The 26,821-nt window shown below is 52.3% G+C and carries 21 protein-coding genes and 1 pseudogene; 11 read left to right on the top strand and 11 right to left on the bottom strand.

The window, feature by feature from the left end; genetic code table 11:
- The first annotated feature begins 20 nt into the window (after positions 1-20).
- Genes D3A97_RS08700 through D3A97_RS08710 form a run of 3 tightly spaced genes read left to right on the top strand, consistent with a single transcriptional unit; the run spans position 21 to position 1,316 of the window.
- Positions 21-641 (top strand): hypothetical protein, encoded by a 621-nt coding sequence (locus D3A97_RS08700; RefSeq protein ID WP_119077975.1) that lies wholly within the window; start codon positions 21-23, stop codon positions 639-641.
- A gap of 12 nt (positions 642-653) precedes the next feature.
- On the top strand, positions 654-950 hold the full coding sequence (locus tag D3A97_RS08705; RefSeq protein ID WP_119077976.1) for a winged helix-turn-helix domain-containing protein: 297 nt from the start codon (positions 654-656) through the stop codon (positions 948-950).
- A 9-nt stretch (positions 951-959) separates the two neighbouring features.
- Positions 960-1,316 (top strand): diacylglycerol kinase, encoded by a 357-nt coding sequence (locus D3A97_RS08710; protein WP_119077977.1) that lies wholly within the window; start codon positions 960-962, stop codon positions 1,314-1,316.
- A 77-nt stretch (positions 1,317-1,393) separates the two neighbouring features.
- Here the strand turns inward: D3A97_RS08710 and D3A97_RS08715 are convergent, their stop codons facing one another.
- Positions 1,394-4,762, bottom strand: coding sequence for a BamA/TamA family outer membrane protein (locus tag D3A97_RS08715; RefSeq protein ID WP_232825894.1), 3,369 nt, complete (start codon positions 4,760-4,762; stop codon positions 1,394-1,396).
- A 57-nt stretch (positions 4,763-4,819) separates the two neighbouring features.
- Between D3A97_RS08715 and D3A97_RS08720 the strand changes: the two genes are divergently transcribed.
- Positions 4,820-5,482, top strand: coding sequence for an MBL fold metallo-hydrolase (locus D3A97_RS08720; protein WP_119077978.1), 663 nt, complete (start codon positions 4,820-4,822; stop codon positions 5,480-5,482).
- On the opposite strand, the gene D3A97_RS08725 is transcribed toward D3A97_RS08720, so the two are convergent.
- Complete coding sequence (locus tag D3A97_RS08725) at positions 5,465-6,952, bottom strand: lipopolysaccharide biosynthesis protein (RefSeq protein ID WP_119077979.1); 1,488 nt, start codon at positions 6,950-6,952, stop codon at positions 5,465-5,467. The two genes, D3A97_RS08720 and D3A97_RS08725, sit on opposite strands and share 18 nt — an antisense overlap.
- Before the next feature lie 33 nt (positions 6,953-6,985).
- Positions 6,986-7,381: pseudogene (arfB, locus tag D3A97_RS08730) on the bottom strand (alternative ribosome rescue aminoacyl-tRNA hydrolase ArfB); the annotation flags it as partial.
- An 85-nt stretch (positions 7,382-7,466) separates the two neighbouring features.
- Between arfB and dtd the strand changes: the two are divergent.
- From dtd to D3A97_RS08745, 3 genes are read left to right on the top strand one after another with little or no spacing between them, the layout of a single operon-like run.
- Positions 7,467-7,919, top strand: a complete 453-nt coding sequence (gene dtd / locus D3A97_RS08735) for a D-aminoacyl-tRNA deacylase (RefSeq protein WP_119077981.1) — start codon at positions 7,467-7,469, stop codon at positions 7,917-7,919.
- On the top strand, positions 7,919-8,251 hold the full coding sequence (locus D3A97_RS08740) for a nucleotide pyrophosphohydrolase (protein ID WP_198673898.1): 333 nt from the start codon (positions 7,919-7,921) through the stop codon (positions 8,249-8,251). The genes dtd and D3A97_RS08740 overlap by 1 nt, the downstream gene beginning before the upstream one ends.
- Before the next feature lie 54 nt (positions 8,252-8,305).
- Complete coding sequence (locus D3A97_RS08745; protein ID WP_119077982.1) at positions 8,306-9,736, top strand: glycine--tRNA ligase; 1,431 nt, start codon at positions 8,306-8,308, stop codon at positions 9,734-9,736.
- An 88-nt stretch (positions 9,737-9,824) separates the two neighbouring features.
- On the opposite strand, the gene D3A97_RS08750 is transcribed toward D3A97_RS08745, so the two are convergent.
- The 3 genes from D3A97_RS08750 to D3A97_RS25235 all read right to left on the bottom strand — a co-directional run bounded on the left by D3A97_RS08750 (position 9,825) and on the right by D3A97_RS25235 (position 11,606).
- On the bottom strand, positions 9,825-10,550 hold the full coding sequence (locus tag D3A97_RS08750) for a ferredoxin--NADP reductase (RefSeq protein ID WP_119077983.1): 726 nt from the start codon (positions 10,548-10,550) through the stop codon (positions 9,825-9,827).
- A 397-nt stretch (positions 10,551-10,947) separates the two neighbouring features.
- Positions 10,948-11,256 carry a hypothetical protein gene (locus D3A97_RS08755; protein WP_157986434.1) on the bottom strand — a complete coding sequence of 103 codons (309 nt, stop codon included), beginning with the start codon at positions 11,254-11,256 and terminating at the stop codon, positions 10,948-10,950.
- A gap of 227 nt (positions 11,257-11,483) precedes the next feature.
- Positions 11,484-11,606, bottom strand: a complete 123-nt coding sequence (locus tag D3A97_RS25235) for a hypothetical protein (RefSeq protein ID WP_262697037.1) — start codon at positions 11,604-11,606, stop codon at positions 11,484-11,486.
- Between the two features lie 256 nt (positions 11,607-11,862).
- On the opposite strand from D3A97_RS25235, the gene mfd reads away from it, so the two are divergent.
- On the top strand, positions 11,863-15,234 hold the full coding sequence (gene mfd / locus D3A97_RS08765; RefSeq protein WP_119077986.1) for a transcription-repair coupling factor: 3,372 nt from the start codon (positions 11,863-11,865) through the stop codon (positions 15,232-15,234).
- A gap of 174 nt (positions 15,235-15,408) precedes the next feature.
- Positions 15,409-16,098 (top strand): SIMPL domain-containing protein, encoded by a 690-nt coding sequence (locus D3A97_RS08770; RefSeq protein ID WP_198673899.1) that lies wholly within the window; start codon positions 15,409-15,411, stop codon positions 16,096-16,098.
- Between the two features lie 352 nt (positions 16,099-16,450).
- Here the strand turns inward: D3A97_RS08770 and D3A97_RS08775 are convergent, their stop codons facing one another.
- The 3 genes from D3A97_RS08775 to D3A97_RS08785 form a co-directional block, all read right to left on the bottom strand.
- Positions 16,451-16,966 (bottom strand): hypothetical protein, encoded by a 516-nt coding sequence (locus D3A97_RS08775; protein ID WP_119077988.1) that lies wholly within the window; start codon positions 16,964-16,966, stop codon positions 16,451-16,453.
- Positions 16,967-17,104: 138 nt separating this feature from the next.
- Positions 17,105-19,084: a DNA topoisomerase (ATP-hydrolyzing) subunit B gene (gene gyrB / locus D3A97_RS08780; protein ID WP_119077989.1), complete on the bottom strand. Its 1,980-nt coding sequence runs from the start codon at positions 19,082-19,084 to the stop codon at positions 17,105-17,107.
- Positions 19,085-19,204: 120 nt separating this feature from the next.
- Complete coding sequence (locus D3A97_RS08785; RefSeq protein WP_119077990.1) at positions 19,205-20,884, bottom strand: AsmA family protein; 1,680 nt, start codon at positions 20,882-20,884, stop codon at positions 19,205-19,207.
- A 104-nt stretch (positions 20,885-20,988) separates the two neighbouring features.
- On the opposite strand from D3A97_RS08785, the gene D3A97_RS08790 reads away from it, so the two are divergent.
- Positions 20,989-21,915 carry a helix-turn-helix domain-containing protein gene (locus tag D3A97_RS08790; protein WP_119077991.1) on the top strand — a complete coding sequence of 309 codons (927 nt, stop codon included), beginning with the start codon at positions 20,989-20,991 and terminating at the stop codon, positions 21,913-21,915.
- A gap of 404 nt (positions 21,916-22,319) precedes the next feature.
- On the opposite strand, the gene D3A97_RS08795 is transcribed toward D3A97_RS08790, so the two are convergent.
- Positions 22,320-22,787, bottom strand: coding sequence for a PepSY-like domain-containing protein (locus D3A97_RS08795; protein ID WP_119077992.1), 468 nt, complete (start codon positions 22,785-22,787; stop codon positions 22,320-22,322).
- Between the two features lie 234 nt (positions 22,788-23,021).
- Between D3A97_RS08795 and ileS the strand changes: the two genes are divergently transcribed.
- Complete coding sequence (gene ileS / locus D3A97_RS08800; protein WP_119077993.1) at positions 23,022-26,348, top strand: isoleucine--tRNA ligase; 3,327 nt, start codon at positions 23,022-23,024, stop codon at positions 26,346-26,348.
- Here ileS and D3A97_RS25105 read toward each other — a convergent pair.
- Positions 26,328-26,714 carry a hypothetical protein gene (locus D3A97_RS25105; RefSeq protein WP_232825895.1) on the bottom strand — a complete coding sequence of 129 codons (387 nt, stop codon included), beginning with the start codon at positions 26,712-26,714 and terminating at the stop codon, positions 26,328-26,330. The two genes, ileS and D3A97_RS25105, sit on opposite strands and share 21 nt — an antisense overlap.
- Positions 26,715-26,821 lie beyond the last annotated feature (107 nt).

The raw sequence follows: 26,821 nt of genomic DNA on the forward strand, positions 1-26,821 counted from the left end.
GACACACAAAGTGCTTTTCTATGAATGAGCAACAACATCTTGACACGCTGACAGACATCAAGCGTATTATGGAGCGGAGCACCCGTTTCATGTCTCTCAGCGGCCTGGGCGGCATAGGCGCCGGCGTTAGCGCGCTGGTAGGCGCGTATTTTGCCTGGGACTTGCTTTCTGCTGCCGGAGAAGGGTATCAGCCCGTCAGTGAAACGGCGCTGGTAAGCCGTTTGTTACTGATAGCGGGCGCCGTGCTGCTGGCGGCATTGGGCGCCGGGTTCTATTTTACCTGGCGCAAGGCGCGGCGGCAAGGCCTGCCGGTTTGGGATGCGGCCGCGCGGAAGGTTTTCATCAACCTGGCCATTCCGCTGGTTACGGGCGGCCTGTTCATCCTGGGGCTGCTGAAGCATGGGTACCTGGCGCTGGTAGCGCCTTCCTGCCTGGTGTTTTACGGCCTGGCACTGGTAAACGCCGGCAAATACACGGTAACGGATATACGTTACCTCGGGTATGCGGAGATAGCCCTGGGCATTATTGCCCTTTTTAATCTTTACCATGGCCTCTTTTTCTGGGCGTTGGGGTTTGGCGTGCTGCATATCCTGTACGGCGCCATTATGTGGTGGAAGTATGAACGTATACCCGCGGAATAAATCAGCATGGCTATGAACCCGATTGGCAACCTGAATAAAGTATTTGAAAGCCGCATCCGCCTGGGTGTTATGAGCGTATTGATGGTGAACGAGGAAGTGAGCTTTAATGACCTGAAGGAAATGCTGGAGGTAACGGACGGCAACCTTGCTTCGCACCTGGGCACGCTGGAAGAAAATGCATACATCAAGGTGCATAAAGGGTTTATTGGCCGTAAAACAAATACTACCTACTCTATTACCAAAACCGGCGAAAAGGCTTTCAAGGGTCACCTGGCGGCCCTGGAGGCGATGATCAAATTCAGCCAGTAAATTTCCCGCATGCAAACAGTTCGCAACAGGCTGCGCAGTTTCCGCTTTGCTTTCAACGGCATACTGGCTTTTCTGCGCAGCGAGCCCAATGGCCGCATTCACCTGGCGGCTACCGCGGCAGTGATAGCGCTGGCCTGCTGGTTGCGGTGTACGCTAACGGAATGGGTGCTGCTAACACTGGTAATGGCCCTCGTCTGGATCACTGAAATGCTGAACACCGCCATTGAAAAGGTGATGGACCACCTCAGCCCCGAACGTCACCCCGCTGTTAAATGGATCAAGGATGTGGCGGCCGGCGCGGTGCTGGTGGCGGCTATTGCCGCGGTGGTAACAGGGCTGCTGATCTTTATCCCGAAATTTATCTGAATCCGTACAACTATAAAACGAAAGAGGGCGCACCATTGCAGGTGCGCCCTCTTTCGTTTATATAAAATAATTTGGTCTTAAAAGTCAACTCCCATGGCAAAGGTAAACAGCGGTTTGCCGCGGAAGAAGCCGGTCATGGGCCAGCCGGCATCTACCCGCATGAAATAGCCCAGCAGCGTGGTTCTGGCGCCAAAGCCATAACCGCCAACAAACGGCCCCAGGAAACCTTCCTTGATGCGTACGGTAATACCGTCAGGGCTGGAATACGTGGTGTAGTTGGCGTCCTTGAAGCTCAGCTTCTGGTTCCAGGCGGTACCGATGTCTATGAAGCTCATCAGTTGCAGGTTCCGGAGAAATGCTGAATTGATGGGTTTGTCAAGGAAGGTGGAGAACACCGGCAAGCGCAGCTCTGTATTCATCAGCATTACGTTGTTGCCGTTCTTGATGTTCTGTTTGTAACCGCGCATGTTCACCGCCAGCGTCTGGTAGGCGTAATTGTCCTGTGATATCGGCGTGTTCCGGTAAATGTCTGGTTTAATGAGCCAGTTGTCTACCCCGCCCAGGAAGTAGATCAGTTTACGGCTGCCCCAGGACATATCTACCGCAAAACGGGTAGCCCAGATGAAGTTGCGGTGAATTTCAACGTAGTGGCGTATTTCACCGCCCATGTTGTAAGTAAGTTTGCCTTTGGGCGTTACTTCGTTGAACAGGGTATTGCGGTTGCTCTTGATCTGCGCCATCAGGTCGCCATACACCTTGTAACGGGTGCCTTTGTAAATATTGATGGCGGGGTTGAGCGTGTTGTCATGCACATACTCGAGCCGTGCCAGTACGTTGGTTTCCTTGAAGTTCTGCTCTTTCAGGGAGGGTACGTCATTGGCCAGCACTACCAGCTCGTCTGTACGGATGCCGCCCATCAGGCGGATGCTGCGCACTACGTCAAACGGATATCTCACTTCCAGCTGGTAGATATTGGTTTTATTCTTGATGGGGTAGGTGCCCGCGGTGGTGTCTGTATACACGCCCAGCGCCGCCTTGTCTACCTTGCGGTAGTAGGTGAACTTGTAGTCGAACCGTCTCTTCAGGTAAGAAAAAGAGAACATGTACTCTGTACCGTCAAGCGCCAGCGGAATACGGAAGGCCCCGTTGAACTTGAAATCTTCCATCAGGTCGCTCACACCTATGCGCACCAGGCCGTTCACCGGGTCTGTTAGCCGGATGGGGGAACTGGGCGGCCCAAAGTAGGGCTGGTACTTGTTCATGAGCACCGAGTTGTCTATCTGCGCTACCAGGTAGTCTGAAGAGAACTTGAGCTTGTAGTTGCTCAACCGCGCCAGCTTCAGCACCGGCGGCTCTTCGCGGGTTTCGCGGGCCAGTATGGTGGCGGCGCTGGTGGTATCTGCGGGCTCGTTGCCGAACTCGTTCAGGAAGAAATCATTTTGTTTGGTGGCCGTATCTTTCTGGTAGTAGCTGGGCAGCCCCAGCTTGAGGCTGTCTTCATGTATTTTCTGCGCCATGAAGCGTGTGGGCCTGGCCGTTACATTCCTGCGGCGGAGGGTGTTGGTATCCACTTTCAGTTTATACAGCCTTTTATAGTCGCCTATCTGCACTACTTCAGACACCATGCCCTGGTCCCCGGCAATGCGGGATTCCTTGATGCCGTACTGGTAGTTAGTAACCGGGAACACGTAGGTAGAGTCATTGGTGATGGTCACTACCTGCACAGAGTCTGGTGCTGTAGAGCCGTAATCCGCCAGGGCGGAGTCAAGCTCTTCCTTGTCGGGGTTATGCAGTATTTCCGCGCCTACAAAGAACAGGGAGTCTACGCCCGCTCTTTCCGCCTTGAAGAAACCGGCGTAGCGGTTGTTGATGCCATTGGCATCGCTTACAAAGGTGAAGTGGGTGGTATTGTACTGCACCGGCAGGCGGGCGTTGCCATAGGGCAGGTCCGTCAGCTGGGAAATCTGTTTTTCGGAAGACTTGTTCCAGTTATCTATCAGGAAAATATTGTACCGGTTATGGGGCAGCACCGTATCTGCGCTGCGCGCCTTGGTAGAGGGCCGGTTGGAGGAGTAGATAATGCCGCTTTTGCCGGGGAAGGCCACAAAAGACGGGTCCAGGTCATCATACACATCGTTGGTGATCTGTTCCGTTTTGCCGTTGCTGATGCTGTAGGTGAAAATGTCTGTATGCCCGTTCTTCACGGCAGACAGCAGCAGGGAATTATCGAACTCAAAGAAATACTTCATATCTATTACCCGGTCAAACTGCGGGAGGTCTTGCCGGATGGTGGTTTTACTGATCAGGTCGTACACCATCAGTTTGGTTTTGCCCTCGTGCTCGTAAACAATGGCCAGGCGGTTGCCTTTCTGGTTCCAGGCCAGCAGCGGGTAGTTGGGGTCCAGCTTGGACGTGAGCTGCCGCACGCCGCTTCTCAGCAGTACTTTGGAAGTGCTCCAGCCAAGGTTGATCTTCACTTTATACAGGCCTTTGGTGTATTCTACCACGGCGTAGCTCCGGTTTTGGGGATTGGCCTGGTAGCGGAAATAGTCCTTTTTCCCGATTTCGTGAGAAACAACGCCGGTGCCGCGTGTTACCTGCCGGCGGCGGCGGTTGTCTTCCTGGTAACGCCGCAGGGTGTAGAGCATGAAGTCTTTCTGGGCGTCTTTGGGCTTCATGTGCAGCACCTGCTCAAAACCTTTCTTGAGGCCCCGGTTAATGCGGGTGATGTACATCAGGTAAGGCACCGCGTCTTTCCCGAATTTGCTTTCCACGTAATACCAGAAAGCCTGCCCTGCCAGCAGCGGCTTGTCAAAGGCCAGCTGGTTAAAAGTGGCGTATTTGCCGGACAGCATGGTGGCTTTCAGTTCGTCATCCAGTTTGGCGTTCCAGTTTTCAGCGGCATAGGCTATGAAACCGTCTGTAAACCAGTTGGGGAAATCTATCAGCACGGCGTTGCCGGCAAATTCCCCGATGTCTTCCCCGAACAGCAGGGTTTCCAGCATCACCCGGGCTATGCCCTGGCGGATCTGCCGGCGCAGGTTGGCATGGTCCCCGTCAAAATACACCAGCAGCTTGTTGCCCACCAGTTTGGTGACACCGCCGGTATTCTGCCAGTCAATACCCATGCCTATGTTGGATTGTTTGAACTCTCCGAAGTTGTTATACACCACAATATTTACCTTCTGCCGGAAGGTGTACTCCATAAATTCTTCCATGGAGGGCAGCTCCCTTTCGGCCGTTTGTGCAACATACTTTCCGAGTTCCAGACCGTTTTGGGCAAAATAGGTATTGAAGTGACGGGTGGTGTAAAAACGCCATTTGAAGTTTTTGTACTGAACCCGGTTTTGGCCAAATTCAACCGTATTCGTCTGTGCCTGAACGTGAAACGTGCCAATCAATAGGATAAAGGAAAGAATGAATGACCTGGTAATAAATCGGTTCATACGGAAAGTATTGATAATATTGTGTTGTAAATTAAAATTAGCAAAAATCGTTCAACAATGCTTGAAATCAAATATTTCACGGTGAATCCTTTCCAGGAAAACACTTATGTCCTTATAAACGAAAAAAAGCAGTGTATCATTATAGACCCGGGCTTTTATTATGAAAATGAACGGGAGGAGTTCCTTCGGTTTATACGGGAAAACGGGCTGGAGGTTGTCCGGCTCCTCAACACCCACTGCCACCTTGACCATATATTCGGTAATGCGCTGGTGACCAGAACGTTTGGCGTGGGGCTGGAAATTCATGAAAAAGACCAGGTGGTGCTGGACCGTTCCCCCCAGTCTGGCCTGATGTACAACCTGCCTTTTGAGCCGTCTCCCATGCCGGAAAGTTACCTCAGGGAAGGGGAAAAAGTGATTTTTGGGGAAGACGAGCTGGAGATCCGCTTTACCCCGGGCCACTCCCCGGGCAGCATTTCCCTGTATTGCGCCCAACAGCAATTTGTAATAGCGGGGGATGTGTTATTTAAACAAAGCGTGGGCCGGTCAGACTTTCCCGGAGGTAATTTTGACACACTGGCCCGCAGCATCCGGGAGCAGCTGTACACCCTGCCGGACAATACGGTGGTATACCCCGGCCATGGCCCTTCCACCACCATCGGGTTTGAGAAGGTACACAACCCTTTTGTGCCGGAAGACCCGTCAACGCGGTTTGCGTGAAAGCAGGGCGGCCACTTCGCGCCGCTCCACCAGCAATATAACTGCCATGTATATAGCCAGTCCGGCCACCCCGCAGGCATGCACGGTGATCATGCCGGGGTGCAGGGAGCGGACCCAGGCGTGGGCTATGTAAATAAGCCCTGCCAGCCCCAGGTAGAAGAGTATGCGCCCCACGTCATACGGTACCGGGTAATATTTTTGTCCCAGCAGGTAAGAAGATACCATCATGAACGCATAACAGATAAAGGTGGCCCATGCGGAGCCGGTGTACCCGTATTCAGGTATCCACAGGATGTTCAGCACAATGGTGATCAGGGCGCCGGCCAGGGTAATGTACGCTCCTGTCATGTTCCGGTTGGTGAGCTTGTACCATACCGTGAGGTTATAATAGATACCTACAAAAACGGTCCCCATTGTCAGTATGGGCACTATATGCAGGCCTTCCGCGTACCGTTTGTCTTTTCCCAGCGTAATGAACAGCCCCCACAGGTCCAGGAACAGGGATACCACCAGAAAAACCGCTCCCAGCGCCATGGCAAAGAATTTAAGCACGCGGGCGTAAGTGAGCTGGGCGTCTTCGTTGCGGCTCTGGTTGAAAAAGAACGGTTCCGCCCCCATGCGGAAAACGTTGATGAAAATAGTGACCAGCGCGGTCAGTTTGTACACCGCGCCGAAAATCCCCAGCTGCGTGTCTGTCTCTTCCTTGGGGTAGGGGTATACCTGGGCAAATACCAGCCGGCTCAGCATCTCGTTGATCATGCCGCCAAAGCCTACGATCAGCAGCGGGAGGCTGTAGCGCATCACTTCCTTCCACAGCACTTTGTCAAACACCCAGCGGAAAACGGTCAGTTCCTTGTACAGGAACAGCAGCGCCATGGCGCTGGCCAGCAGGTTAGACAGTACAAAATACCCTACGTTGAAAGCAGGGTTGTACCAGCTGACCATCCCTTTTTGGGCCAGCCAGGGGCATACTATCAGGAAAAAAATGCTCAGCCCTATCTGCGTAACAATGGTCAGTACTTTTACCAGCGCATATTTCCGGGGCCTGCCTTCCTGCCGCAGCATGGCAAAAGGCAGGGTGGCCAGGGTATCAAAAAAAACAATGCCGGCCGTGAGCGTGATCAGGGTCTCGTGCCCCCTGATGCGCAGCAGGTCTGCCACCTGCCCGGTGCCGGCCAGCAGCAGGGCGGTAAAAACGGTGGTGCTCACCAGCATAGACACGCAAAGGGTATTGTACAGCCTGGACTTGTCCGTATGCTGCACAAAGCGGAAAAAACTGGTTTCCAGCCCGTAGGTGAAAACGATGTTCAGAAAGGGAATAACGGCATAGATCTGGGTAACCACCCCATACTCGTCTGCCGGCATAAGACCGGTCAGGAATAACTGCAGTACAAACCCGAGGAACCTGTGTACAATGGTGGGCACGCCGTACCAGATGGTTTGCCCCGCCAGTTTTTTAATATTTCCCAATGCGCTGAATTTGCTTCAAAAATAGGCGTTGGCTTATTCGTATCCAAAGTTATTGCGGCGGTTGCCCTTTTTCTCGCTCAGCCGCTTTTTGAACTGGATGCGTTTTTCTATCATGGCCCGTGTGGGTTTTACCTTGATGCGTTTTTTGGGCACTACGAGAGATTGTGCAATGAGGCGGTTCATCTTTTTGATCACCTCCGCCTTGTTGCCCAACTGGCTGCGCTCCGTTTGCGACTTTACCTGCAGCAGCCCGTCCGCATTGAGCCTGCCGCCCAGCTTCTGCAGCAGCAGCGCCTTTTGCGCTTCCGTGAGCATGGCCGAGGCGGCAATGTCAAAATAACCCTCCACCATGGTTTCCACCTTGTTCACGTTTTGGCCGCCTTTACCGCCGCTGCGCGCTGTTTTAAATTTTATTTCCGGTGATACGTCGGGCATAAAGCATTTCTTATCTTTAAACGCAAAAGTAAAGGGATTTCGGGGGATATGCACTTCCCCGCCAAAGGAATAACAACAGATGAAAGCAGTTATACAGCGGGTGAGCAGTGCTGCCGTGGCCATTAACGGCACGGTAAGATCAGCCATAGAAGAAGGTTTGCTGGTATTGCTGGGCATTGAGGACGCAGATGGCGATGAGGATATTGCCTGGCTCAGCAACAAGATCGTGAACCTGCGCATCTTTAACGATGAGGCGGGCGTTATGAACCGCAGCCTGCTGGAAACGGGCGGCGGCCTGCTGCTGGTCAGCCAGTTCACCCTGCATGCCTCTACCAGGAAAGGCAACCGCCCCTCCTATTTAAAAGCCAGCAAACCCCCGGTTGCCATTCCCCTGTACGAAAAAATGAAGGCCCAACTGGAGCTGGACCTCGGGAAAAGCATCGGCACCGGCGAGTTTGGGGCGGATATGCAGGTAAGCCTGCTCAACAACGGGCCGGTCACTATTATCATTGATACAAAAAACCGCGAATAATGAGCATCACCATCCAGGAAGCCCAGGAAAAAGTAGACCAATGGATACAGACCACCGGCGTGCGCTATTTCTCCGAGCTGACCAACATGGCCATTCTCACAGAAGAAGTGGGAGAAGTGGCGCGTATCATGGCCCGCCAGTACGGCGACCAGTCTTTCAAGGAATCCGATAAAAAGAAGGAGCTGGCGGATGAACTGGCAGACGTGCTCTGGGTACTGCTCTGCCTGGCCAACCAGACGGGCATAGACCTGACGGCGGCCCTGGAGAAGAACTTCGAAAAGAAAACGCTGCGGGACGGGAACCGCCACCGCGATAATGAGAAACTAAGATGAATATGTTATTAATGTAATACGTTGTTTCAAAATTCAAATTTATCTTTGCGCCCTATGGCAACAGATCAGAACAAGTTCCAGGCGATCATTTCGCATTGTAAGGAATACGGTTTTATTTTCCAGTCCAGCGAAATATACGACGGGCTGAGCGCGGTGTACGACTATGGCCAGTATGGCGCCCAGCTGAAAAAAAATATCCGCGACTATTGGTGGAAGAGCATGACGCAAATGCATGAAAACATTGTGGGCATAGACGCTGCCATTTTTATGCATCCTACCACCTGGAAAGCGTCAGGGCACGTGGACAATTTCAGTGACCCGATGATCGACAATAAAGACAGCAACAAACGTTACCGGGTAGACCACCTCATTGAAGGTTTTGCCGAAACACTGGAGGCAGACGCCGCCGCCGCGCTCATTGCGCAAATGGAAGAACTGCTGAAAGAGAATGATTTTGCCGGTCTGAAAAAGCTGATCGAAGACAATAAAATAAAATGCGCCGTGAGCGGTACCGTTAACTGGACGGACGTGCGCCAGTTCAACCTGATGTTTTCCACCCAGTTGGGCAGCGTGTCTGAAGAAGCCAGCGAAATTTACCTGCGCCCGGAAACCGCGCAGGGCATTTTTGTGAATTTCCTTAACGTGCAGAAAACGGGCCGCATGAAAATACCGTTCGGTATTGCGCAGGTGGGCAAGGCATTCCGTAACGAAATTGTGGCCCGCCAGTTCGTGTTCCGCATGCGGGAGTTTGAGCAGATGGAAATGCAGTTCTTCATCCGCCCCGGCACGCAAAAAGAATGGTATGCCTACTGGAAAGAAGAACGGATGAAATGGCACAAGAGCCTGGGCCTCAACCCGGCCAACCTGCAGTATCACGACCACGTGAAGCTGGCGCACTATGCGGATGCGGCGGTAGACATTGAATACAATTTCCCCATCGGTTTCAAGGAGGTGGAAGGCATTCACTCCCGCACAGATTTCGACTTAAGCCAGCACCAGCAATATTCCGGTAAAAAGCTGCAGTACTTTGACCCGGAGATCAACCAGAATTACATTCCTTATGTAGTGGAGACTTCTATTGGTCTTGACCGCTGCTGCCTGATGATACTCAGCGAAGCGTACGAAGAGCAGGACCTGAGCACGGCGGAGAAACAAGACAGCCGCGTGGTGCTGAAGTTCCCGGCCAAGCTGGCGCCCATCAAACTGGCGGTGCTGCCGCTCACTAAAAAAGACGGCCTGCCGGAGATAGCCCGCGAGCTGATGGCGGAATGCAAGCAGCACTTCTATTGTTATTACGAGGAGAAAGACAGCATCGGCAAACGCTACCGCCGCCAGGACGCTATTGGCACGCCCTTCTGCGTAACCATAGACCACCAGACGAAAGAAGACGGTACCGTTACCATCCGCCACCGGGATTCTATGGCGCAGGAACGTGTTCCCATGGCGCAGGTGAAGGAAATAGTAATGAAGAAGATAATGGAATAGTTAGCAGTTGACTATAAGAAAGGAAGCGGGTGTATCAAACTTTGATACACCCGCTTCCTTTATAGACATGCGTGGCCGGCCGGTTTCATCAACCGTACAACTCCAAATGAATATCATGCCGGTCATACCCCATGGCCACAATTTTCTGCCGGGCCTCGTCTATCATGGCTTTCCAGCCGCACAGGTAAAAATGAGCGGGCCTTTTGTCTGCCAGCAGCTCTTCGTACACGGCATGTACGTAGCCTTTGCGCCCCGTCCAGGAAGGATGGTCTTCACGTGAAAGGGTAGGAATGTACTGGAAGCCGGGCATCTCCGAAGAAAGCTGCTGCATTTCCGCTTTGTACAGCAGGTCTTTTTCGTACCGCGAGCCGGAAATGAGATATATGTTGGGGTGGGCAATACCGTGCAGGTGCAGGTGGTGCGTCATGGAGCGGAAAGGGGCTATGCCGGTACCGGTGCATACAAAAAAAATATCCCGCTCCATTACTTCCGGCAGGGTGAACACGCCCAGCGGGCCGCGCAGCGTCAGTTCGCTGCCTTCCTGTATCTGGGTGAACAGGTAGGTGGAGCCCAGGCCGCCTTCCAGCAGCACGATCACCAGTTCTATCTCATTGCTGCCATTGGGATGCGAGGCAATGGAATAGCTGCGCCACCGTTTATTCTTTTTTTCATGAATGGGAAGGTCGAGGGTTACAAACTGGCCAGGTTTGAAGTCAAAACTGGCTTTTTCAGGTATCTGTATCCAGAACCGCTTGGTATTATACGTCTCATCCACAATCTTCGTTACCACGCCGGTGTACCATTGCTCGAGCATGTTGTGAAGTTTTATGTAAAATGATGCTTCCTTTCTTTCAAATTAAGCAAAATTCCTGAAACGTATAGGCGCGGGGGCGGCAAGTATTTTAAAGGCGTATGTTTCCCCGCCAGGAGACCGCTTTCCTGCCGTACCGCAACCGTCATTCGCCTTCCGCGGCAGGGCGGCAACTATCTAAACGCGTACGCTTCCCGCCTTCAGACCGCTTTCCTGCCGTACCGCAACCGTCATTCGCCTTCCGCGGCAGGGCGGCAACTATCTAAACGCGTACGCTTCCCGCCTTCAGACCGTTTTCCCGCCGTACCGCAACCGTCATTCGCCTTCCGCGGCAGGGCGGCAACTATCTAAACGCGTACGCTTCCCGCCTTCAGACCGTTTTCCCGCCGCACCGCAACCGTCATTCGCCTTCCGCGGCCCGCACCGCTTTGAAATACTCCCTTATCAGGGATGTATACAATTTGTTGCGGGTTACATTCAGCCTCACCTGTGCTTCGCGGCTTAGTTCCTCATCTGCCATGATCCGCTTGGCCTCTGCGTTGGCCTCTTCCATGATCTCGTTCACCCGCAGCTGCCGGGGGCTGAGCGTGCGGTTGCTCATGTCAGGATATTTGGCCACAATGGTCTTGTTACCGTATTGCTTGAATACGATCTGCCGGCCTACATGACCGGACATTTTCTTTAATAAGAGATGTTCGCTGATAGCCATGTTTGATGGTTTTATCTAAAAATAACCTTTTTAAGGTTAAAATGAGGTTATTAGCAGGTATTCTTAGGGTTTTTGATATGAATTTACTCAGGAAAAACCCAGGAATACCCTAGGATAACCCTAGGATAATATATTAAAGACCATCACCCAAACAACCGGCGGAAGTATCGCCTTCTGCTGGTTCTTCCCGTATTTCCATCGGGTCTGCCTGCCGGACATCGTCCGGTTTAATCGTCTTCTGCCGGTTCTTCCCGTATTTCCACCGGGTCTGCCTGCCGGACATCGTCCGGTATAATCGCCTTCTGCCGGTTCTTCCCCCTGTATTTCCACCGGGTCTGCCTGTCGGACATCGTCCGGTATAATCGCCTTCTGCCGGTTCTTCCCCCTGTATTTCCATCGGGTCTGCCTGCCGGACATCGTCCGGTATAATCGCCTTCTGCCGGTTCTTCCCCCTGTATTTCCACCGGGTCTGCCTGCCGGACATCGTTCAGTATAATCACCTTCTGCCTACGCTTATCCCGTATTTCCACCACGTCAACCTTCTTTTGTTATCAATCTCCTTCACTGCCGCCCTTCATCCAAAAATGCCTTATCTTTGCAGCCTTCATGAATTTGCAGGGAGTTTTACAGTTGTTTGAGCGAGATGCCCGCCTGAAATCACTGGCGGACGGGATCGCTTTGCCTGTTCCCGGCTATTTTCACCTCACCGGCCTGGCCGGCAGCGCCGCTTCTTTCGTAGCTGCGTCGGCCTGGAGTGCCACAGACCTCAATCACCTCTTCATCCTGAACGACAAGGAAGAAGCCGCCTATTTTCACAACGACCTTGAGCAGCTCACCCAGGCGCTGGACATCTTTTACTTCCCCGATTCCTTCAAGAAAACGGGCCAGTTCCAGGAGTTCAACAGCAGCCACAGCTTGCTGCGCACCGAGGCGCTCATGAAGCTCACCGGCCCGCAGGTACACCGCAAAGTGCTGGTGACCTACCCCGAAGCGCTTTATGAAAAAGTGGCGGGCAACACCGCCTACAACGCCAACATGGTCAGCATCAAGGTGGGCGAAACACTGAAGGTAGACGGCCTGCTGGAAAAGCTCACGGCCTGGGGCTTTGAACATTCAGACTTTGTATACGGCCCCGGCCAGTTTGCCGTGCGCGGGGGCATTCTTGATATTTATTCTTTCGGTAACGAAAAACCGTACCGCCTGGAGCTGTTCGGAGAAGAGGTAGACTCCATCCGCCTGTTTGACCCGGAAACCCAGCTTAGCGAACGCAAGCTGATGCAGGTAACCCTCATTGCCAATATGGACACGCGGGCCACCACCCACGCCAAAATGAGCCTGCCGGATTTTTTGCCCGCCAATACCGTGGTGTGGGTCAAAGACCCCGCATATGTGGAAGGCGTTATTGGCCAGATGGAGCAGCGCCTGGAAGACTGGCTGCAAACCGGGCACCAGGTAAGGGTAACGGAGGAAGAGGAAATCACCCTCACGGAAGATGATTTTGTAAAAGGCAGCGTTCTTATGCGGCAGCTGCTGCGGCGCTCCTGCGTGGTGTTCGGGCCCAATTTCAATTTTGAGAACGTACCGGCCGCCGTGCGGTCCATCGTTTTCAACACAAAAGAACAACCGGTGTTCAACCGCCAGTTTGACCTTTTGATCAAAGACCTGGCTACTCATAACGCCGCCCGGGCATCCATCTTCATTTTTGCCGAAAACCCGCGGCAGCTGGAACGCCTCCGCAGCATTTTTGAAGACCTGAAGGCCGAACTGGTGTTTCACCCTGTACCGGTAGCCATCAGCGCGGGTTTTATTGATACAGACCTGCAACTGGCGTGTTATACGGACCACCAGATCTTTCAGCGTTACCACAAATACAAGGTGAAGCAGGCCTACAACAAGAACAAGGCCATCACCCTCAAAACCCTGCGGGAGCTGCAGGCGGGAGACTATGTAACGCACATAGACCATGGCGTGGGCGTATACAGCGGCCTGCAGAAAATAGAAGTGGCCGGCAAAATGCAGGAGGCCATCCGCATCATTTACAAGAACAACGACTTGCTGTACGTGAACATCAACTCACTGCACAAGATCAGCAAATACACCGGCAAGGAAGGCGTAGCGCCCCGTGTGAACAAGCTGGGCAGCGATGCCTGGGAAAAACTGAAGGAGAAGGCGAAAACGGAGGTGAAAGATATTGCCAAAGACCTCATCAAACTGTACGCCGCGCGTAAAGCGCAGCAGGGTTTTGCCCATACGCCGGATACATACCTGCAAACGGAACTGGAGGCGTCTTTCATTTATGAAGACACGCCAGACCAGAGCAAATCCACGGCAGACGTGAAGCGGGACATGGAATCTCCCGCGCCGATGGACCGCCTGGTGTGCGGGGACGTAGGCTTCGGCAAAACGGAAGTGGCCGTGCGCGCCGCCTTCAAAACCGTGGTAGACGGCAAGCAGGCCGCCGTATTGGTGCCCACCACCATCCTCGCTTTCCAGCATTACAAAACCTTCTCGGAGCGGTTGAAAGATTTTCCCTGCACGGTAGACTACATCAACCGTTTCAAGTCTTCCAAAGAGAAAAAGGAAACGCTGAAAAAGCTGGAAGAAGGAAAGGTAGACATCATTATAGGCACCCACGCGCTGCTTGGCAAAGACGTGAAGTTCAAAGACCTGGGTGTAATGGTGATAGACGAGGAGCAGAAATTTGGCGTTACCGCCAAGGAAAAGCTGAAAACGATGAAAGTGAACGTAGACACGCTCACGCTAACGGCAACGCCTATACCAAGAACGCTGCAGTTTTCCCTCATGGGCGCGCGTGACCTGTCTGTGATCAACACGCCGCCGCCCAACCGGCAGCCTATTGAAACGGAGGTGCTGGTGTTTGACAAAGACCAGATACGGGATGCCATTTATTACGAAGCCGAACGCGGCGGCCAGGTGTATTTCATCCACAACCGTATTAACGGCCTGCGCGAAATGGCCGCGCTTATCCAGGAGCTGTGCCCGGACCTGTCTGTTGCCACCGCTCACGGCCAGCTGGAAGGTCACAAGCTGGAAGAGGTGATCATGGATTTTATAGACCGCAAGTATGACGTGCTGGTGTGTACCAATATTGTGGAAAGCGGGGTAGACATTTCCAACGCCAATACCATCATCATCAACAACGCCCACCACTTTGGCCTGAGTGACCTGCACCAGTTGCGCGGCAGGGTAGGGCGCAGCAATAAAAAGGCCTTCTGTTACCTGTTGGCGCCCCCCATGAGCACGCTGCCGGCAGACAGCCGCAAGCGCCTGCAAACACTGGAGCAGCACAGCGAGCTGGGCAGCGGTTTCCAGATAGCCATGAGAGACCTGGACATTCGCGGCGCGGGCAACCTGCTGGGCGGGGAGCAAAGCGGGTTTATTGCCGAAATAGGGCTTGACATGTACCAGAAAATATTGGACGAAGCCATCCGCGAGCTGAAACAGACAGACTTCAAAGATCTTTTCAAAGACCAGCTGGAAGAAAAGAAAGATTATATCAGCGATTGTACCATAGATACAGACCTGGAAATACTCATACCGGATTCTTATGTGGAAAGCATTCAGGAACGCCTGAACCTTTACCAGGAGCTGGACAATATCACGCAGGAAACAAAACTGGCAGAGTTCGAGCAGGCTATGGAAGACCGCTTTGGCCCCGTGCCCGAGCCGGTGAAAGACCTCTTCACCACCATCCGCACCCGCTGGATGGCCATTGAGCTGGGCTTCGAAAAAATGATCCTGAAAGAAGAGACCCTGCGCTGTTATTTTATCAATAACCCAGACAGCCCTTATTTTGAATCACCCACTTTCCAGCACATTCTCCATTACATACAAACGCGCACCAACAATGCAAGGCTGAAACAGCTGGGCAAAAACTTCATGCTGATCATAGACCGTATGAAGGATATGAACCACATTCACGCCTTCCTCGAAAAAATGACGGCGGCGCGCGGTTGATTTTTGTAACATATATTTGCTTCGTACGTTAAACCCTCATTACCTGACTAAAAACACAAAGAAACGTTAAAGCCTGCACGGGCATATGGAATTGCATACAAACCCTGCATCCTGATCTTGAATTTAAAACTGAAAGCAATGAAAAAATTAACCGTATTATTAATGGGACTCTTTATGACAGCAACAGCCTTTGCACAAACACCAGACAGCAAACCCCCGGTGAAGAAGATCGAAGTGACCGGTTCTGCCGAAATGGAGATCACCCCTGACGTGATCACGCTGAACATCACCCTGCGCGAGTATATGAAGAGCAAAACCAGCAAGGTGGCCATCACTACCCTGGAAAAACAATTGCAGGATGCGGTGGAGAAAGCGGGCATTCCGAAAGAGAATTTCACCATTGCCAATGTATTTGGTTATAACTATGACCAGTGGTGGAAGAAAAAGAAAAATGATGTGGACTTCATGGCCCGCAAGCAATACAGCCTGAAGCTGAACCGGCTTGACAAGATCAACGGTATTTTGTCTGCCGTGGACGATGAAGGTATTGAAAGCGTGAACATCGCTTCTTATACCCACAGCAAAATGGACGAGTACCGCAAGCAGGTAAAAATGAATGCGCTGAAGGCCGCCAAAACCAAAGCGGAATACCTCCTGGGCGCTATTGATGAAAAAATTGCCGGCGTTATTGAAGTGCAGGAATTTAACACAGACCAGTATAGTGACGTACGCCCCGAAGTGGCCAACGTGCGTATGTACAAGGCTGCCGCCGCAGACGCTATGGGCGGTGCGCCTGATTCCAACATAGACTTCAAGACCATTAAGGTGCGTGCTGAAGTGAGAGCGGTGTTCGGGATCAAATAAGCGATCCTGGAAAAATATTCCCGACCCGGCGGCCAGAACGGCTGCCGGGTTTTTTGCGCCACCAGCCGGCCGGGAAGGGCTGTACAGGGCGGCCTGCAATTTTGCCGGCTCTGCGGCAGGTTCTCGGAATGCTCTCCGGTGAAAATGAAAAAAGGGCTGCCGGTCGTCACCGGTAGCCCTTTTTTAGTCTGTTTTACACGTCATAAAGCGCCGGAAGACGCATAACGGGTGTTCTCTACTGTCAATTAAACTGTCTGTCAGTCTATTTTGCTACTATGGCGCCGCGCGCCCGGCGCAACGGGCCATAATCAGGTAAGTTGGGATAAATAGGACACAGGTTATGTAAAAGCATTTAATTCATTTTGATGATCGGGCTTACCTCAAACTTCCCGTCTGTAACGGTCTTTTTATCTTCCTCTATCACATCATGCACCAATACGCCGGTAAAAGAACCTTTTGCTTTGGTTTCCGTGATAGACTCTATGGTAATGGAAGCCGCGGCGTTCAGGGCCACGTCATCCGCGGAGTAGCCGTCTGAAGTGCCCAGTTTTTTGCTCCAGGCTATAAAGTTCATATCGGTAGCGCTCAATTTGTATTCGCCAGCTTTTAATTGTTTGCCGGGAAATACAATGTTGAGGGTAAGCCCCTGGTTGCTGGCGGTAAGGCCGCTGATCACCAGCACGTAGTTGCCCGTAGAATCGTACAGGCTGGCGGTCAACTGCTTGGTAACGGTTACCAGGGAGTCGTTCACCTTCATGGAAAAATTGCCCTGGCTGATGTTATCGTTGAAAATATCCTTCTTTTCGCAGGCGGAAAACAGGGCGGCAGACAAGATGGCCAGGCCCGGTATCAGGGATTTCTTTTTCATAGGTACAGCTAATTGCATGCAATATAGCAAACTTATACAGATTATAAAATTATTTCATTAATAAAATTTCATATCTGTAGTGGCAAAAAGAAGGCCGTTCCGGTAAAGGAACGGCCTTTTGTATTATTGTTCAGCCGTTTACGCGTCAATTTTGGCGTATTTGGCGTGAGATTCGATGAACTCGCGGCGGGGGGGTACTTCGTCTCCCATGAGCATGGTGAAGATACGGTCTGCTTCAAAAGCGCTGTCTATGGTCACCTGTTTGAGGGTGCGCACGTTCGGGTCCATGGTGGTATCCCACAGTTGTTCTGCGTTCATTTCACCCAAACCTTTGTAGCGCTGAATGGTAACGCTGTCTTCTTTGCCGGCGCCGGCCAGCCTGGTAACGGCGGCCTTGCGTTGCTCTTCGTTCCAGGCGTATTCGAAGTCTTTCCCTTTTTTCACCTGGTACAGGGGGGGCTGCGCCAGGTATACATAGCCCTGCTCCACCATTTCCTTCATATAACGGAACACGAAGGTGAGGATGAGGGTGGCAATGTGGCTGCCGTCCACGTCGGCATCCGTCATGATGATCAGCTTATGATAGCGGAGCTTGCTGAGATTGAGGGCTTTTTCATCTTCCTGGGTACCGATGGTAACGCCCAGGGCGGTGAAAATATTCTTGATCTCTTCGTTCTCGTAGATCTTGTGCTCCAGGGCTTTTTCCACGTTCAGGATCTTGCCGCGCAGGGGGAGAATAGCCTGGAAGTTCCGGTTACGGCCCTGTTTGGCCGTACCGCCTGCGGAGTCACCTTCGACCAGGAACAGTTCGCATTTGGCGGGGTCATTATCAGAGCAGTCTGCCAGTTTGCCGGGCAGGCCGCTGCCGGTCATCACGCTTTTGCGTTGTACCATCTGGCGGGCCTTGCGGGCCGCTTCGCGGGCCTGGGCGGCCAGCACCACCTTGTTAATGATGGTTTTGGCTTCTTTGGGATGCTCTTCCAGGTAGGCTTCCAGCACATTGCCCACGGCACTGTCTACCACGCCCATTACGTCCGAGTTGCCCAGCTTGGTTTTGGTCTGGCCTTCAAACTGCGGTTCGGGCACTTTTACGCTCACAATGCAGCTAAGGCCTTCGCGGAAGTCATCTCCCACTACTTCTACCTTGGATTTCTCGAACATCTTGTTTCTGTCCGCGTAGCTCTTGAACACCCGGGTAATGGCCCTGCGGAAGCCCGCTACGTGGGTACCGCCTTCAATAGTGTTAATGTTGTTGACGTAGGAGAAGATATGTTCGTTGAAAGAGTCGTTATACAGCATGGCTACTTCCACGGCTACATTGGTAGCTGCATCGTGCGCCTCAATAAAGATCGGGTTTGGCACCAGGGCGTTGCGGCGGCCGTTTTTGTCCATCAGCTCCACAAATTCCACAATACCGCCTTCGCTATAGAAGGTTTCACTGAAAGCGTTGCCGTTCTCGTCTTTTTCCCGCTCGTCTGTGAGGGTGATGCGGATCTTCCGGTTCAGGAAGGCCAGCTCGCGAAGGCGGCCCGCCAGGGTTTCGCGGTTGTAGACAGGCTCGCTGAAAATGGTCGTGTCCGGCTTGAAGTGAGTGATGGTACCGGTAATATCACTGGTGCCGATCTCCCGTACGGAATACTGGGGGATGCCCATTTTGTACGCCTGCTCAAATATTTTACCATCGCGGTGTACCGTTACGTGCATGGGATCGCTTAGTGCGTTCACGCAGCTTACGCCCACCCCGTGCAAACCGCCGGATACCTTGTAGGTGTTCTTGTCAAATTTACCGCCGGCGTGCAGTACGGTCATTACCACCTCCAGCGCCGAACGTTTTTCTTTCGGGTGCATGCCTGTGGGAATACCCCGCCCGTCGTCCTTCACGCGGATGGAATTGTCTTCACAGATGGTTACCTCAATGTTTTTGCAGTAGCCGGCCAGCGCCTCGTCAATGGAGTTGTCCACTACTTCGTAAACAAGGTGATGTAAACCTTTCACCCCTATGTCACCGATGTACATGGCCGGACGTTTACGAACGGCTTCCAGTCCTTCCAATACTTGAATACTGCCCGCATCATAACCGTTACTGGGGGCAGTGGCTTGCACTAGTTCTTCACTCATATTTTTAGCAGAAAATTCGTTTTTAACAAATCAGTAGACAATCCAGCAAAAATAAGCAAAATCAGCCTAATTTCCATGAAAAACAAGGTGTTTTTAGGGGTGGTGGATAGTATGTGAATATCACTTCCGGGCCTGCCCCATGCTTTCCAGCATTTCCGTGCCAACGGTCTCTTTTACGCCTGTAAAAATGGTTTTCCAGACCAGGTTGAAAAAAGACTTTTTAGGGTGCCTGGTAAAGCGTGGTTTGGCTACCCTGAGGGGCTGGCCGGGAGAGGGGTTTTCGTTATGGATGGCCATGAGGTTGGCGAGCAGGCTGGCCAACCCTTTCCTTTCGGTGCCTTTGCCGTTCTTTTCTTCCCTGAGCATGGCTATCCGCAGGGCGGAGTACCGCATGCTGAGGGTGCCGGCGGCGCTGCGCTCGTTGCCCCGCAGGTCAAAATTGAGCTGGTTGATGCGGGCGGAGCGGATCTCTACCATGCCGAGGGGTTTGGTGGCCGTGTTAAATTCCCTGCCATCCATATCGTTCAGCTGCCCGGTAACGCTAAAGGCGCCGTCTGCAGCCCCCAGCACAAAGTCGAAGCGGGCTTTCAGCTTCCCGCTTTTCATGAGAATGGCGTGCAGGTCTGCCGTGCAATGCCCGTTTTCCTTTACCAGGGAGTCAATATTGGTAATATGCCGGAAGGTGCCGCCCGCCCTTTGGAACTGTATCTGGCCGGTTTCCCCGTTCTGCGGGTTCCGTTCCGTATAGCTAACATCTATATTGGCGGCCACCAGGGTGTCTACCCGCAGGGGCACCCCGAATTTGGCCAGCACCTGATTGGGGAACTGGCCGTATTTGTCTCCGGGCGCCATTGGCAGCCCGCGGTTCCGGTAGGCATGGAAGTACCCGCCGTTGATGGTGGCCTTGTTCATCAATATCTTCTTTTCCAGCAGGTGCATGCGGGGCAGGCCCTCCAGCCGGATGTTGCGGAAGGCCATCTCGTACCGGTCCTGCTGGTACTCCAGCCTTTTGTCAAACTCCGCGCGGTTATAGCGCGGCTCCAGCCGTACCTCCCCCACGTCAAGCGCGCGTTCTATGGCATGGTAGCTGATCTTGTTCACGTACAGCCAGTACAGGCTGTCTGGCGTGCGGTAGTCCCACTTGTCCAGGTTAATGTCAAAATTGCGGGCGTACAGGAAGCGGGTGGGGTCTTTCTGGCTGATGGAATCTATGGCCAGGCCCCGGATCTCCACGTCCAGGTTATTGAGCCGGGTGATCTGCTGGCTGCTGTCTTCCGCTATCCGGGTATACCGGAGGGTGGTTTGCTGCAGCGAAATGCGGCCAATATCGAAACTTTTGATGTTTTTGTTAATGGCCTCGTAAAAGCTGCGCTGGCGGCCGGTGTCTATGCTGCGGCGGTCTTCCGTGATGATGATCTCCGGGTCGGAGAGGATAAAAGCCCCCGCGTCTACCTGCTTGCCGAGGAAATAACGCCACAGCTTCAGCCGGCTGACCATTACGCGGCCCATGGAGGCCTGGTACAGGGTCCTGGGCGCCTGCTGCCGGGCTACCAGCCGGGCGTACACGGCGCTGTCAGGGATCAGGGCCACGTTTTGTATGGCCAGGTTGCCGGTAAGCAGGTTGAGGCTTATTTTACCGTAGGCCAGGGTGTACAGGCTGTCTGAACTCTCCGCCACATAGCGGCGCAATTCCTTGTCCAGCACGCTTTTCCAGTGCAGGTTCAGGTACCAGCCCACACCCAGCAATGCCACTATCAGTATAGCCCCCGCCGTTAGAATGATCTTCCAGGTCCTTTTCATATGTTTATCAGGTTGCCAATATTATACCAAGCGCCGTGAATTGTAAACGGTTTGTCAAACTAATAAGATTATAACAATGATTCGTTAATTTTGTGGCGCACAAGATGAAAGAAGTACAGGAAATATTATCACTGGCCATTCCGCAGCCCGCTATGAGCGACCAGTTGCAGCTGGCCGAGGCGGACACCGTGACCGTTCCTGACTGCCTGGATTATAGCCTGCAGCGTTATGTATACGAGCACCCGCTGCCCGTGGAAGACGTGGCCATGGTAGTGTACCAGCCGGCAAAAAGGGGCCAGAGCGCCGCTATTGAGCTGCGTTATTGCGTGGCCGGCAGCAAATATTGCAAGAACCCGGGCTGTACAGACCAGGTATGCGCTGAAAAAAGGAAGAAGGAAGAATGTAATGACAAGCTGCCTTCTGTAGACATGATCACCGTGCGTTTTCAGCCCGCTTTTATCCAGACCCTGCAAAAAGGGAACACTTCTTTTTCCCTCTTCGAATTACAGTCCCGCAAGCCTTTCGTAAAAACCATACAGCCCTGCACCAAATCCAAAACGGTGCTGGAACAGATGGTGCACCACAACTACGAAGGCATCCTGAAGAATATTTTCCTGCAAAGCAAGGCGCTGGAGCTGCTGCTCTTCAGCTCTGACCAGTTCATCCAGAACGATACGGACGAGCGTTATGGCTGCCGCTTCCTTACCCAGATGGAAGACCGGGAAAAGATCGAAAAAGCCCGCAGCATCCTGCTGGAGCAGCTGGATGCGCCCATCACCATCCGGGACCTGGCGCGGCGTGTGGCCATGAATGAATGTTACCTCAAAAAAGGTTTCAAGGCCATGTTTGGTACCACCATTTATGATTATTTCCAGAAAGAACGCATGGAAAAGGCCAAAGGCCTGCTCTACGAAAAAGGCCTCTCCGTATCTGAAGTGGCTATCATGATGGGCTATTCCTGCATTTCCCACTTCTCTACCGCTTTCAAGAAACACACCGGCCTGAAGCCCTGTGAGTTGCTGCTCCGTTAGGCGGTTTCATTTTTCCCTTTACGATCATTTCTTTTCCCGAATTGACAAACGCGTGCGTGAAGATTGTATTTTCTTTGTGGCACGATCACTGGATATCTATCCGTTGTTCCTCATAAGCTTCCTTATCAGATTTGACCTGGGAAGGCTTGCAGACAATTAGTAAAGCCATTAATTGCAATACTCATATCAAACACCATGACCTTAAGGTATGTATTGCTTGTCCGTAAGTTTTCCCCCGTAATTTGCATAAAGCCGTTACTTTCTATGTAACGGCTTTTTTTATTGGCAGACGCTCTCCGGAACGGGCAGTATATACAAAAGAAAAACCCCGCCCAAAAGAGCAGGGTCTGTCCTATTTATCCCTATACCTATGAAATACTTAATTAAAATCTTTATCGGTAATCCTAATCAACAATAGTGCCAGCATCGTTTAAAAGCACGGTTTTGGCAGTCCCATTGTCGTCAATATTTACCTTGTAATACGCGGCTACGTCTGCCCGCTCAATTTTCCACCCTTCTTTAACAACCGCGGAGGGGTATTTGTTCTTCAAAGTGGCCAAAGCCGTTTCGGGCAAAGCCCCGGCCTGGTACTCGCTGCGGGTAGCTATCCACGTACCCTCGGCATTGTATTCGGCGCTGGTTTTTACGTTCTCTTTATTGAACACTGCTACCCAGTTGCCACCGGCTGTTTTGTTCCAAACAGCATCGGTAGTGCCGGCAAACTCGGCGTTTTGTCCAAAAGCCTCTTTTACCGGGGCAGGCGCCTCCAGTTTTTTGGCTACGGTTTTACTCTTTTTTGCTGATTTCTGTTGTGAAAACGCGATGCCGGAAGTGAAGACAGCAGCGCATATGAATAACGTTACTTTTTTCATAAAAGATATGGTTTTCTGCGTAATACTCTTTCAATTCCTAAACCAAAACAATGCCAAAAACGCAAAGTAAGCACAGTTTATTGTAAAATAGTTAATTTTTGTGGCATTTTTCTCAACAATCCCCTTATTTTTTATGAACGGCGGCCGTTCTCTGAAACCTGCCTGTATTTTAGTAACTTCGCAGAATTTTATTTCAAGTACAAACTTTTAATAACCCGGTGGGGTGATTTGTTTATGTCCAGCAAATATCAGGAATATAGTCAACTGAATTTACCGCAAATAGAACAGGATATACTGCAAGCGTGGGAACAGCACCAGATTTTTGAAAAAAGCGTGACCAACCGCAACGGGGCCGCCCCTTTTGTATTTTACGAAGGGCCTCCCAGCGCCAACGGCCTTCCCGGTATTCACCACGTTATATCCCGTGCCCTGAAAGACCTTGTATGCCGGTATAAGACCATGCAGGGTTTCCAGGTGAAACGCAAGAGCGGCTGGGATACCCACGGCCTGCCAGTTGAGCTGGGCGTGGAAAAAGCGCTGGGCATTACCAAGGAAGACATCGGCAAAAAAATATCCATAGCCGAGTATAACGATACCTGCCGGAAAGAAGTACTGAAATACAAAGACCGCTGGGAGGAGCTTACCCGAAAAATGGGTTATTGGGTAGACCTGCAGCGGCCCTACATCACCTTTGAGAACGATTATATAGAAAGCCTCTGGTGGTGCATGCAACAGCTGTATAAAAAAGGCCTTTTGTATAAAAGCGTGAGCATACAGCCGTATTCTCCCGCCGCCGGCACCGGCCTCAGCTCTCACGAGCTGAACCAGCCCGGTACCTATAAAGATGTAAAAGACACTACGGCAGTGGCCATGTTCAAGGCCGTGGAATCTGATCTCTCCCGTTTCCTGTTTGAAGCGGCCGGCTCAGACCAGGTGTTTTTCCTGGCCTGGACCACCACCCCCTGGACGCTGCCCTCCAACCTGGGCCTGACGGTGGGAGCCAATATTGATTATGTGCTGGTGAAGACCTTCAACCCCTACACCCATCTGCCCATCAACGTGGTACTGGCCAAAGACCTGGCCGGCAAGTACTTCAAGCCGGAAGGGGAGAACGGGGCGTTTGACACATACCAGCCTGAAGATAAAATAATACCCTGGCGCATACTGGCGGCCTTCAAAGGCAGCCAGCTGGAAAATATCCGCTATGAACAACTGCTGCCCTATGTGCTGCCGGAGGAAGGAGACCCCTTCCGCGTGCTGCTGGGTGACTTTGTGACCACGGAAGACGGTACGGGCATTGTACATACCGCCCCCGCCTTTGGCGCGGACGACAACCGGGTGGGCAAAAAATACGGCATCGGCATGCTCACCCTGGTAGACCGGCAGGGCAAATTCCTGGATGCAGTAGGGGAATTTGGCGGCCGGTATGTAAAAGACTACAAGAACGACCCGGACTATAAAGACGTGGATGTAGATATAGCGGTGAAACTGAAGAAGGAGAACCGCGCGTTCAGGGTAGAAAAGTACGAGCACACCTATCCCCACTGCTGGCGTACAGATAAACCTGTACTGTATTACCCGCTGGATGCCTGGTTCATTAAGACCACCGCCCTGAAAGACAGGATGGTGGAGCTGAACAAGACCATCAACTGGAAACCCTCCGTGACCGGTACCGGCCGTTTCGGCAACTGGCTGGAGAACATGGTAGACTGGAACCTGAGCCGCAGCCGCTATTGGGGCACCCCGCTGCCCATCTGGCGTACGGAAGACGGGTCTGAAGAGATCTGCATTGGCAGTATTGCCGAGCTGAACGCCGGTATCCGCCTTGCCAACGAGGTGCTGGGCGGCGATGTAAATAAAAAATACCTGCACGACGGTATCCTGGACCTTCATAAACCCTACGTAGACGACATTGTACTGGTAAGCTCCACCGGCAAGCCCATGCGCCGCGAGCCTGACCTGGTAGACGTTTGGTTTGACAGCGGCGCCATGCCCGTAGCCCAATGGCATTACCCCTTCGAGAACAGGGAAATGCTGGAGCAGGGCAAAGCCTTTCCCGCAGATTTTATTGCTGAAGGCGTAGACCAGACCCGCGGCTGGTTTTATACCCTGCACGCGCTGGGCGTAATGCTGTTTGACAGCGTGGCGTATAAAACGGTGGTTTCCAACGGCCTGGTGCTGGACAAGAACGGTAACAAGATGAGCAAGCGCCTCGGCAACGTGGTAGACCCATTTGCCACCATTCAGCAGTACGGGGCAGACGCTACCCGCTGGTACCTCATTACCAATGCCTCTCCCTGGGACAATATGAAATTTGACGTGGAAGGCATCAGGGAGGTGCAACGCAAGCTGTTCGGTACATTATATAATACGTATAACTTCTTTGCCATGTACGCCAACCTGGACAATTTCCGGTTCAAGGAGGCGTACATACCGCTGAAAGACCGTCCGGAAATTGACCGCTGGATCATTTCCGTATTGAACACCCTTGTAAAAGAGGTGGGTGAGAGCCTGGACGATTACGAACCTACCCAGGCCGGGCGTGCCATACAGGAGTTTGTAGACGAGCACCTCAGCAACTGGTACGTGCGCCTTTGCCGCCGCCGGTTCTGGAAAGGGGAGTATGAGCAGGACAAGATATCCGCCTACCAGACCCTGTACGAGTGCCTGGAAAAAATTGCCCGGATGATGGCCCCCGTATCGCCTTTCTTCTCAGACTGGCTGTTCCGGAACCTGAACGGGGTGAGCGGCCGCCTGCAGGCGGAATCTGTACACCTGACAGACTTCCCGGTGGCGGAGGCCGGCGCCATAGACGCAGACCTCGAAGAGCGGATGCAATTGGCCCAGGACACTTCCTCGCTGGTACTGTCTCTCCGTAAAAAGACCAATATCAAGGTGCGGCAGCCTTTGCAGAAGATCTTGATCCCCGTGCTGAACCCTCATATGCGGGAACAACTGGAATTGGTGGAACATTTGGTAAAAAGCGAGGTGAATGTAAAAACAATTGAGTATCTTACGGAAACTGAAGGTTTTATCAAGAAAAAGATTAAGCCGAACTACAAAACCCTCGGCAGTAGAATGGGGGCAAAGATGAAGGCGGTGGCAGGCGCCATATCCGCATTCAGCCAACATGACATTGCCAGCCTTGAAAAAGACGGCGAATTTGGCTTAATAATTGATAATGAACGGATTCCGATTCACTTATTGGATGTTGAGATCATCTCCGAAGATATTCCGGGATGGACGGTAGCCAACAAAGGAGCGCTGACCGTGGCCCTGGATATTACCATTACGCCTGAATTACTGGATGAGGGCAATGCCCGTGAACTGGTAAACCGGATTCAGAAGATACGGAAAGACAGCGGTTTTGAGTTAACTGACCGTATTGCGGTGAAAGTGGCGGAGGTAGACAGCTTGAAAACGGCGATAATTAACTTTAATGACTATATTTGCACGGAAATTTTGGCAGATAGTTTGGATGTAGTGCCGCAATTACAGGAGGGCATTGAAGTAGAAGTTAACGATCTTAAATTCAACGTATTAGTTAACAAAAAAAGCTAATCCCATGGCAACAAAGAAGAAGGTTGCTAGCAAGACTACCAAAAAGGCGGTTCCTGCCAAGAAAGCTGTAGCTAAAAAAGCAGCGGTAAAAAAGGCGCCTGCGGCCAAAAAGGCGGCAGCTAAGCCCGCGCCTGCGAAAAAAGCGGCACCTGCTACCAAGAAAGCGGCAGTAAAAAAGGCAGCACCCAAGGTGGCCAAATCTTCTGTTAAACCCGCTCCGAAGAAAGCTGCGGTAAAAAAGGCGGCCGCTAAACCGGCTGTTGCCAAGTCCGCGAAATCATCGGCCAAACTCGTTAAGTCAACTAAGGCAGCTCCCGCCAAAAAAGCGGCAGCCGCCCCGTCTAAAAAGACGGTACCAGTAGCCAAAGCGCCCGTTAAAAAAGCGGCCGCCCCGGCTCCCAAGGCAAAACCGGTTCCGGTAACTGCCAGTAAACAAGCGGCCAGAACCGCAGAACCGGTGATTTCTAAACCCG

It is taken from the genome of Chitinophaga alhagiae (assembly GCF_003568665.1).
Classification (GTDB): domain Bacteria; phylum Bacteroidota; class Bacteroidia; order Chitinophagales; family Chitinophagaceae; genus Chitinophaga; species Chitinophaga alhagiae.

Bases quoted from the DNA above. Each gene is read 5' to 3' on its own strand.
- mfd (WP_119077986.1), top strand. From the start codon at position 11,863: ATGAATTTGCAGGGAGTTTTACAGTTGTTTGAGCGAGATGCCCGCCTG.
- D3A97_RS08795 (WP_119077992.1), bottom strand. From the start codon at position 22,787: ATGAAAAAAGTAACGTTATTCATATGCGCTGCTGTCTTCACTTCCGGC.
- D3A97_RS08700 (WP_119077975.1), top strand. From the start codon at position 21: ATGAATGAGCAACAACATCTTGACACGCTGACAGACATCAAGCGTATT.
- D3A97_RS08705 (WP_119077976.1), top strand. From the start codon at position 654: ATGAACCCGATTGGCAACCTGAATAAAGTATTTGAAAGCCGCATCCGC.
- D3A97_RS08750 (WP_119077983.1), bottom strand. From the start codon at position 10,550: ATGCTCGAGCAATGGTACACCGGCGTGGTAACGAAGATTGTGGATGAG.
- D3A97_RS25235 (WP_262697037.1), bottom strand. From the start codon at position 11,606: ATGTCCGACAGGCAGACCCGGTGGAAATACAGGGGGAAGAACCGGCAG.
- D3A97_RS08715 (WP_232825894.1), bottom strand. From the start codon at position 4,762: ATGAACCGATTTATTACCAGGTCATTCATTCTTTCCTTTATCCTATTG.
- dtd (WP_119077981.1), top strand. From the start codon at position 7,467: ATGAAAGCAGTTATACAGCGGGTGAGCAGTGCTGCCGTGGCCATTAAC.
- D3A97_RS08740 (WP_198673898.1), top strand. From the start codon at position 7,919: ATGAGCATCACCATCCAGGAAGCCCAGGAAAAAGTAGACCAATGGATA.
- D3A97_RS08785 (WP_119077990.1), bottom strand. From the start codon at position 20,884: ATGAAAAGGACCTGGAAGATCATTCTAACGGCGGGGGCTATACTGATA.
- D3A97_RS08720 (WP_119077978.1), top strand. From the start codon at position 4,820: ATGCTTGAAATCAAATATTTCACGGTGAATCCTTTCCAGGAAAACACT.
- D3A97_RS08755 (WP_157986434.1), bottom strand. From the start codon at position 11,256: ATGGCTATCAGCGAACATCTCTTATTAAAGAAAATGTCCGGTCATGTA.
- D3A97_RS08710 (WP_119077977.1), top strand. From the start codon at position 960: ATGCAAACAGTTCGCAACAGGCTGCGCAGTTTCCGCTTTGCTTTCAAC.
- ileS (WP_119077993.1), top strand. From the start codon at position 23,022: ATGTCCAGCAAATATCAGGAATATAGTCAACTGAATTTACCGCAAATA.
- D3A97_RS08770 (WP_198673899.1), top strand. From the start codon at position 15,409: ATGACAGCAACAGCCTTTGCACAAACACCAGACAGCAAACCCCCGGTG.
- D3A97_RS08745 (WP_119077982.1), top strand. From the start codon at position 8,306: ATGGCAACAGATCAGAACAAGTTCCAGGCGATCATTTCGCATTGTAAG.
- D3A97_RS08775 (WP_119077988.1), bottom strand. From the start codon at position 16,966: ATGAAAAAGAAATCCCTGATACCGGGCCTGGCCATCTTGTCTGCCGCC.
- gyrB (WP_119077989.1), bottom strand. From the start codon at position 19,084: ATGAGTGAAGAACTAGTGCAAGCCACTGCCCCCAGTAACGGTTATGAT.
- D3A97_RS08790 (WP_119077991.1), top strand. From the start codon at position 20,989: ATGAAAGAAGTACAGGAAATATTATCACTGGCCATTCCGCAGCCCGCT.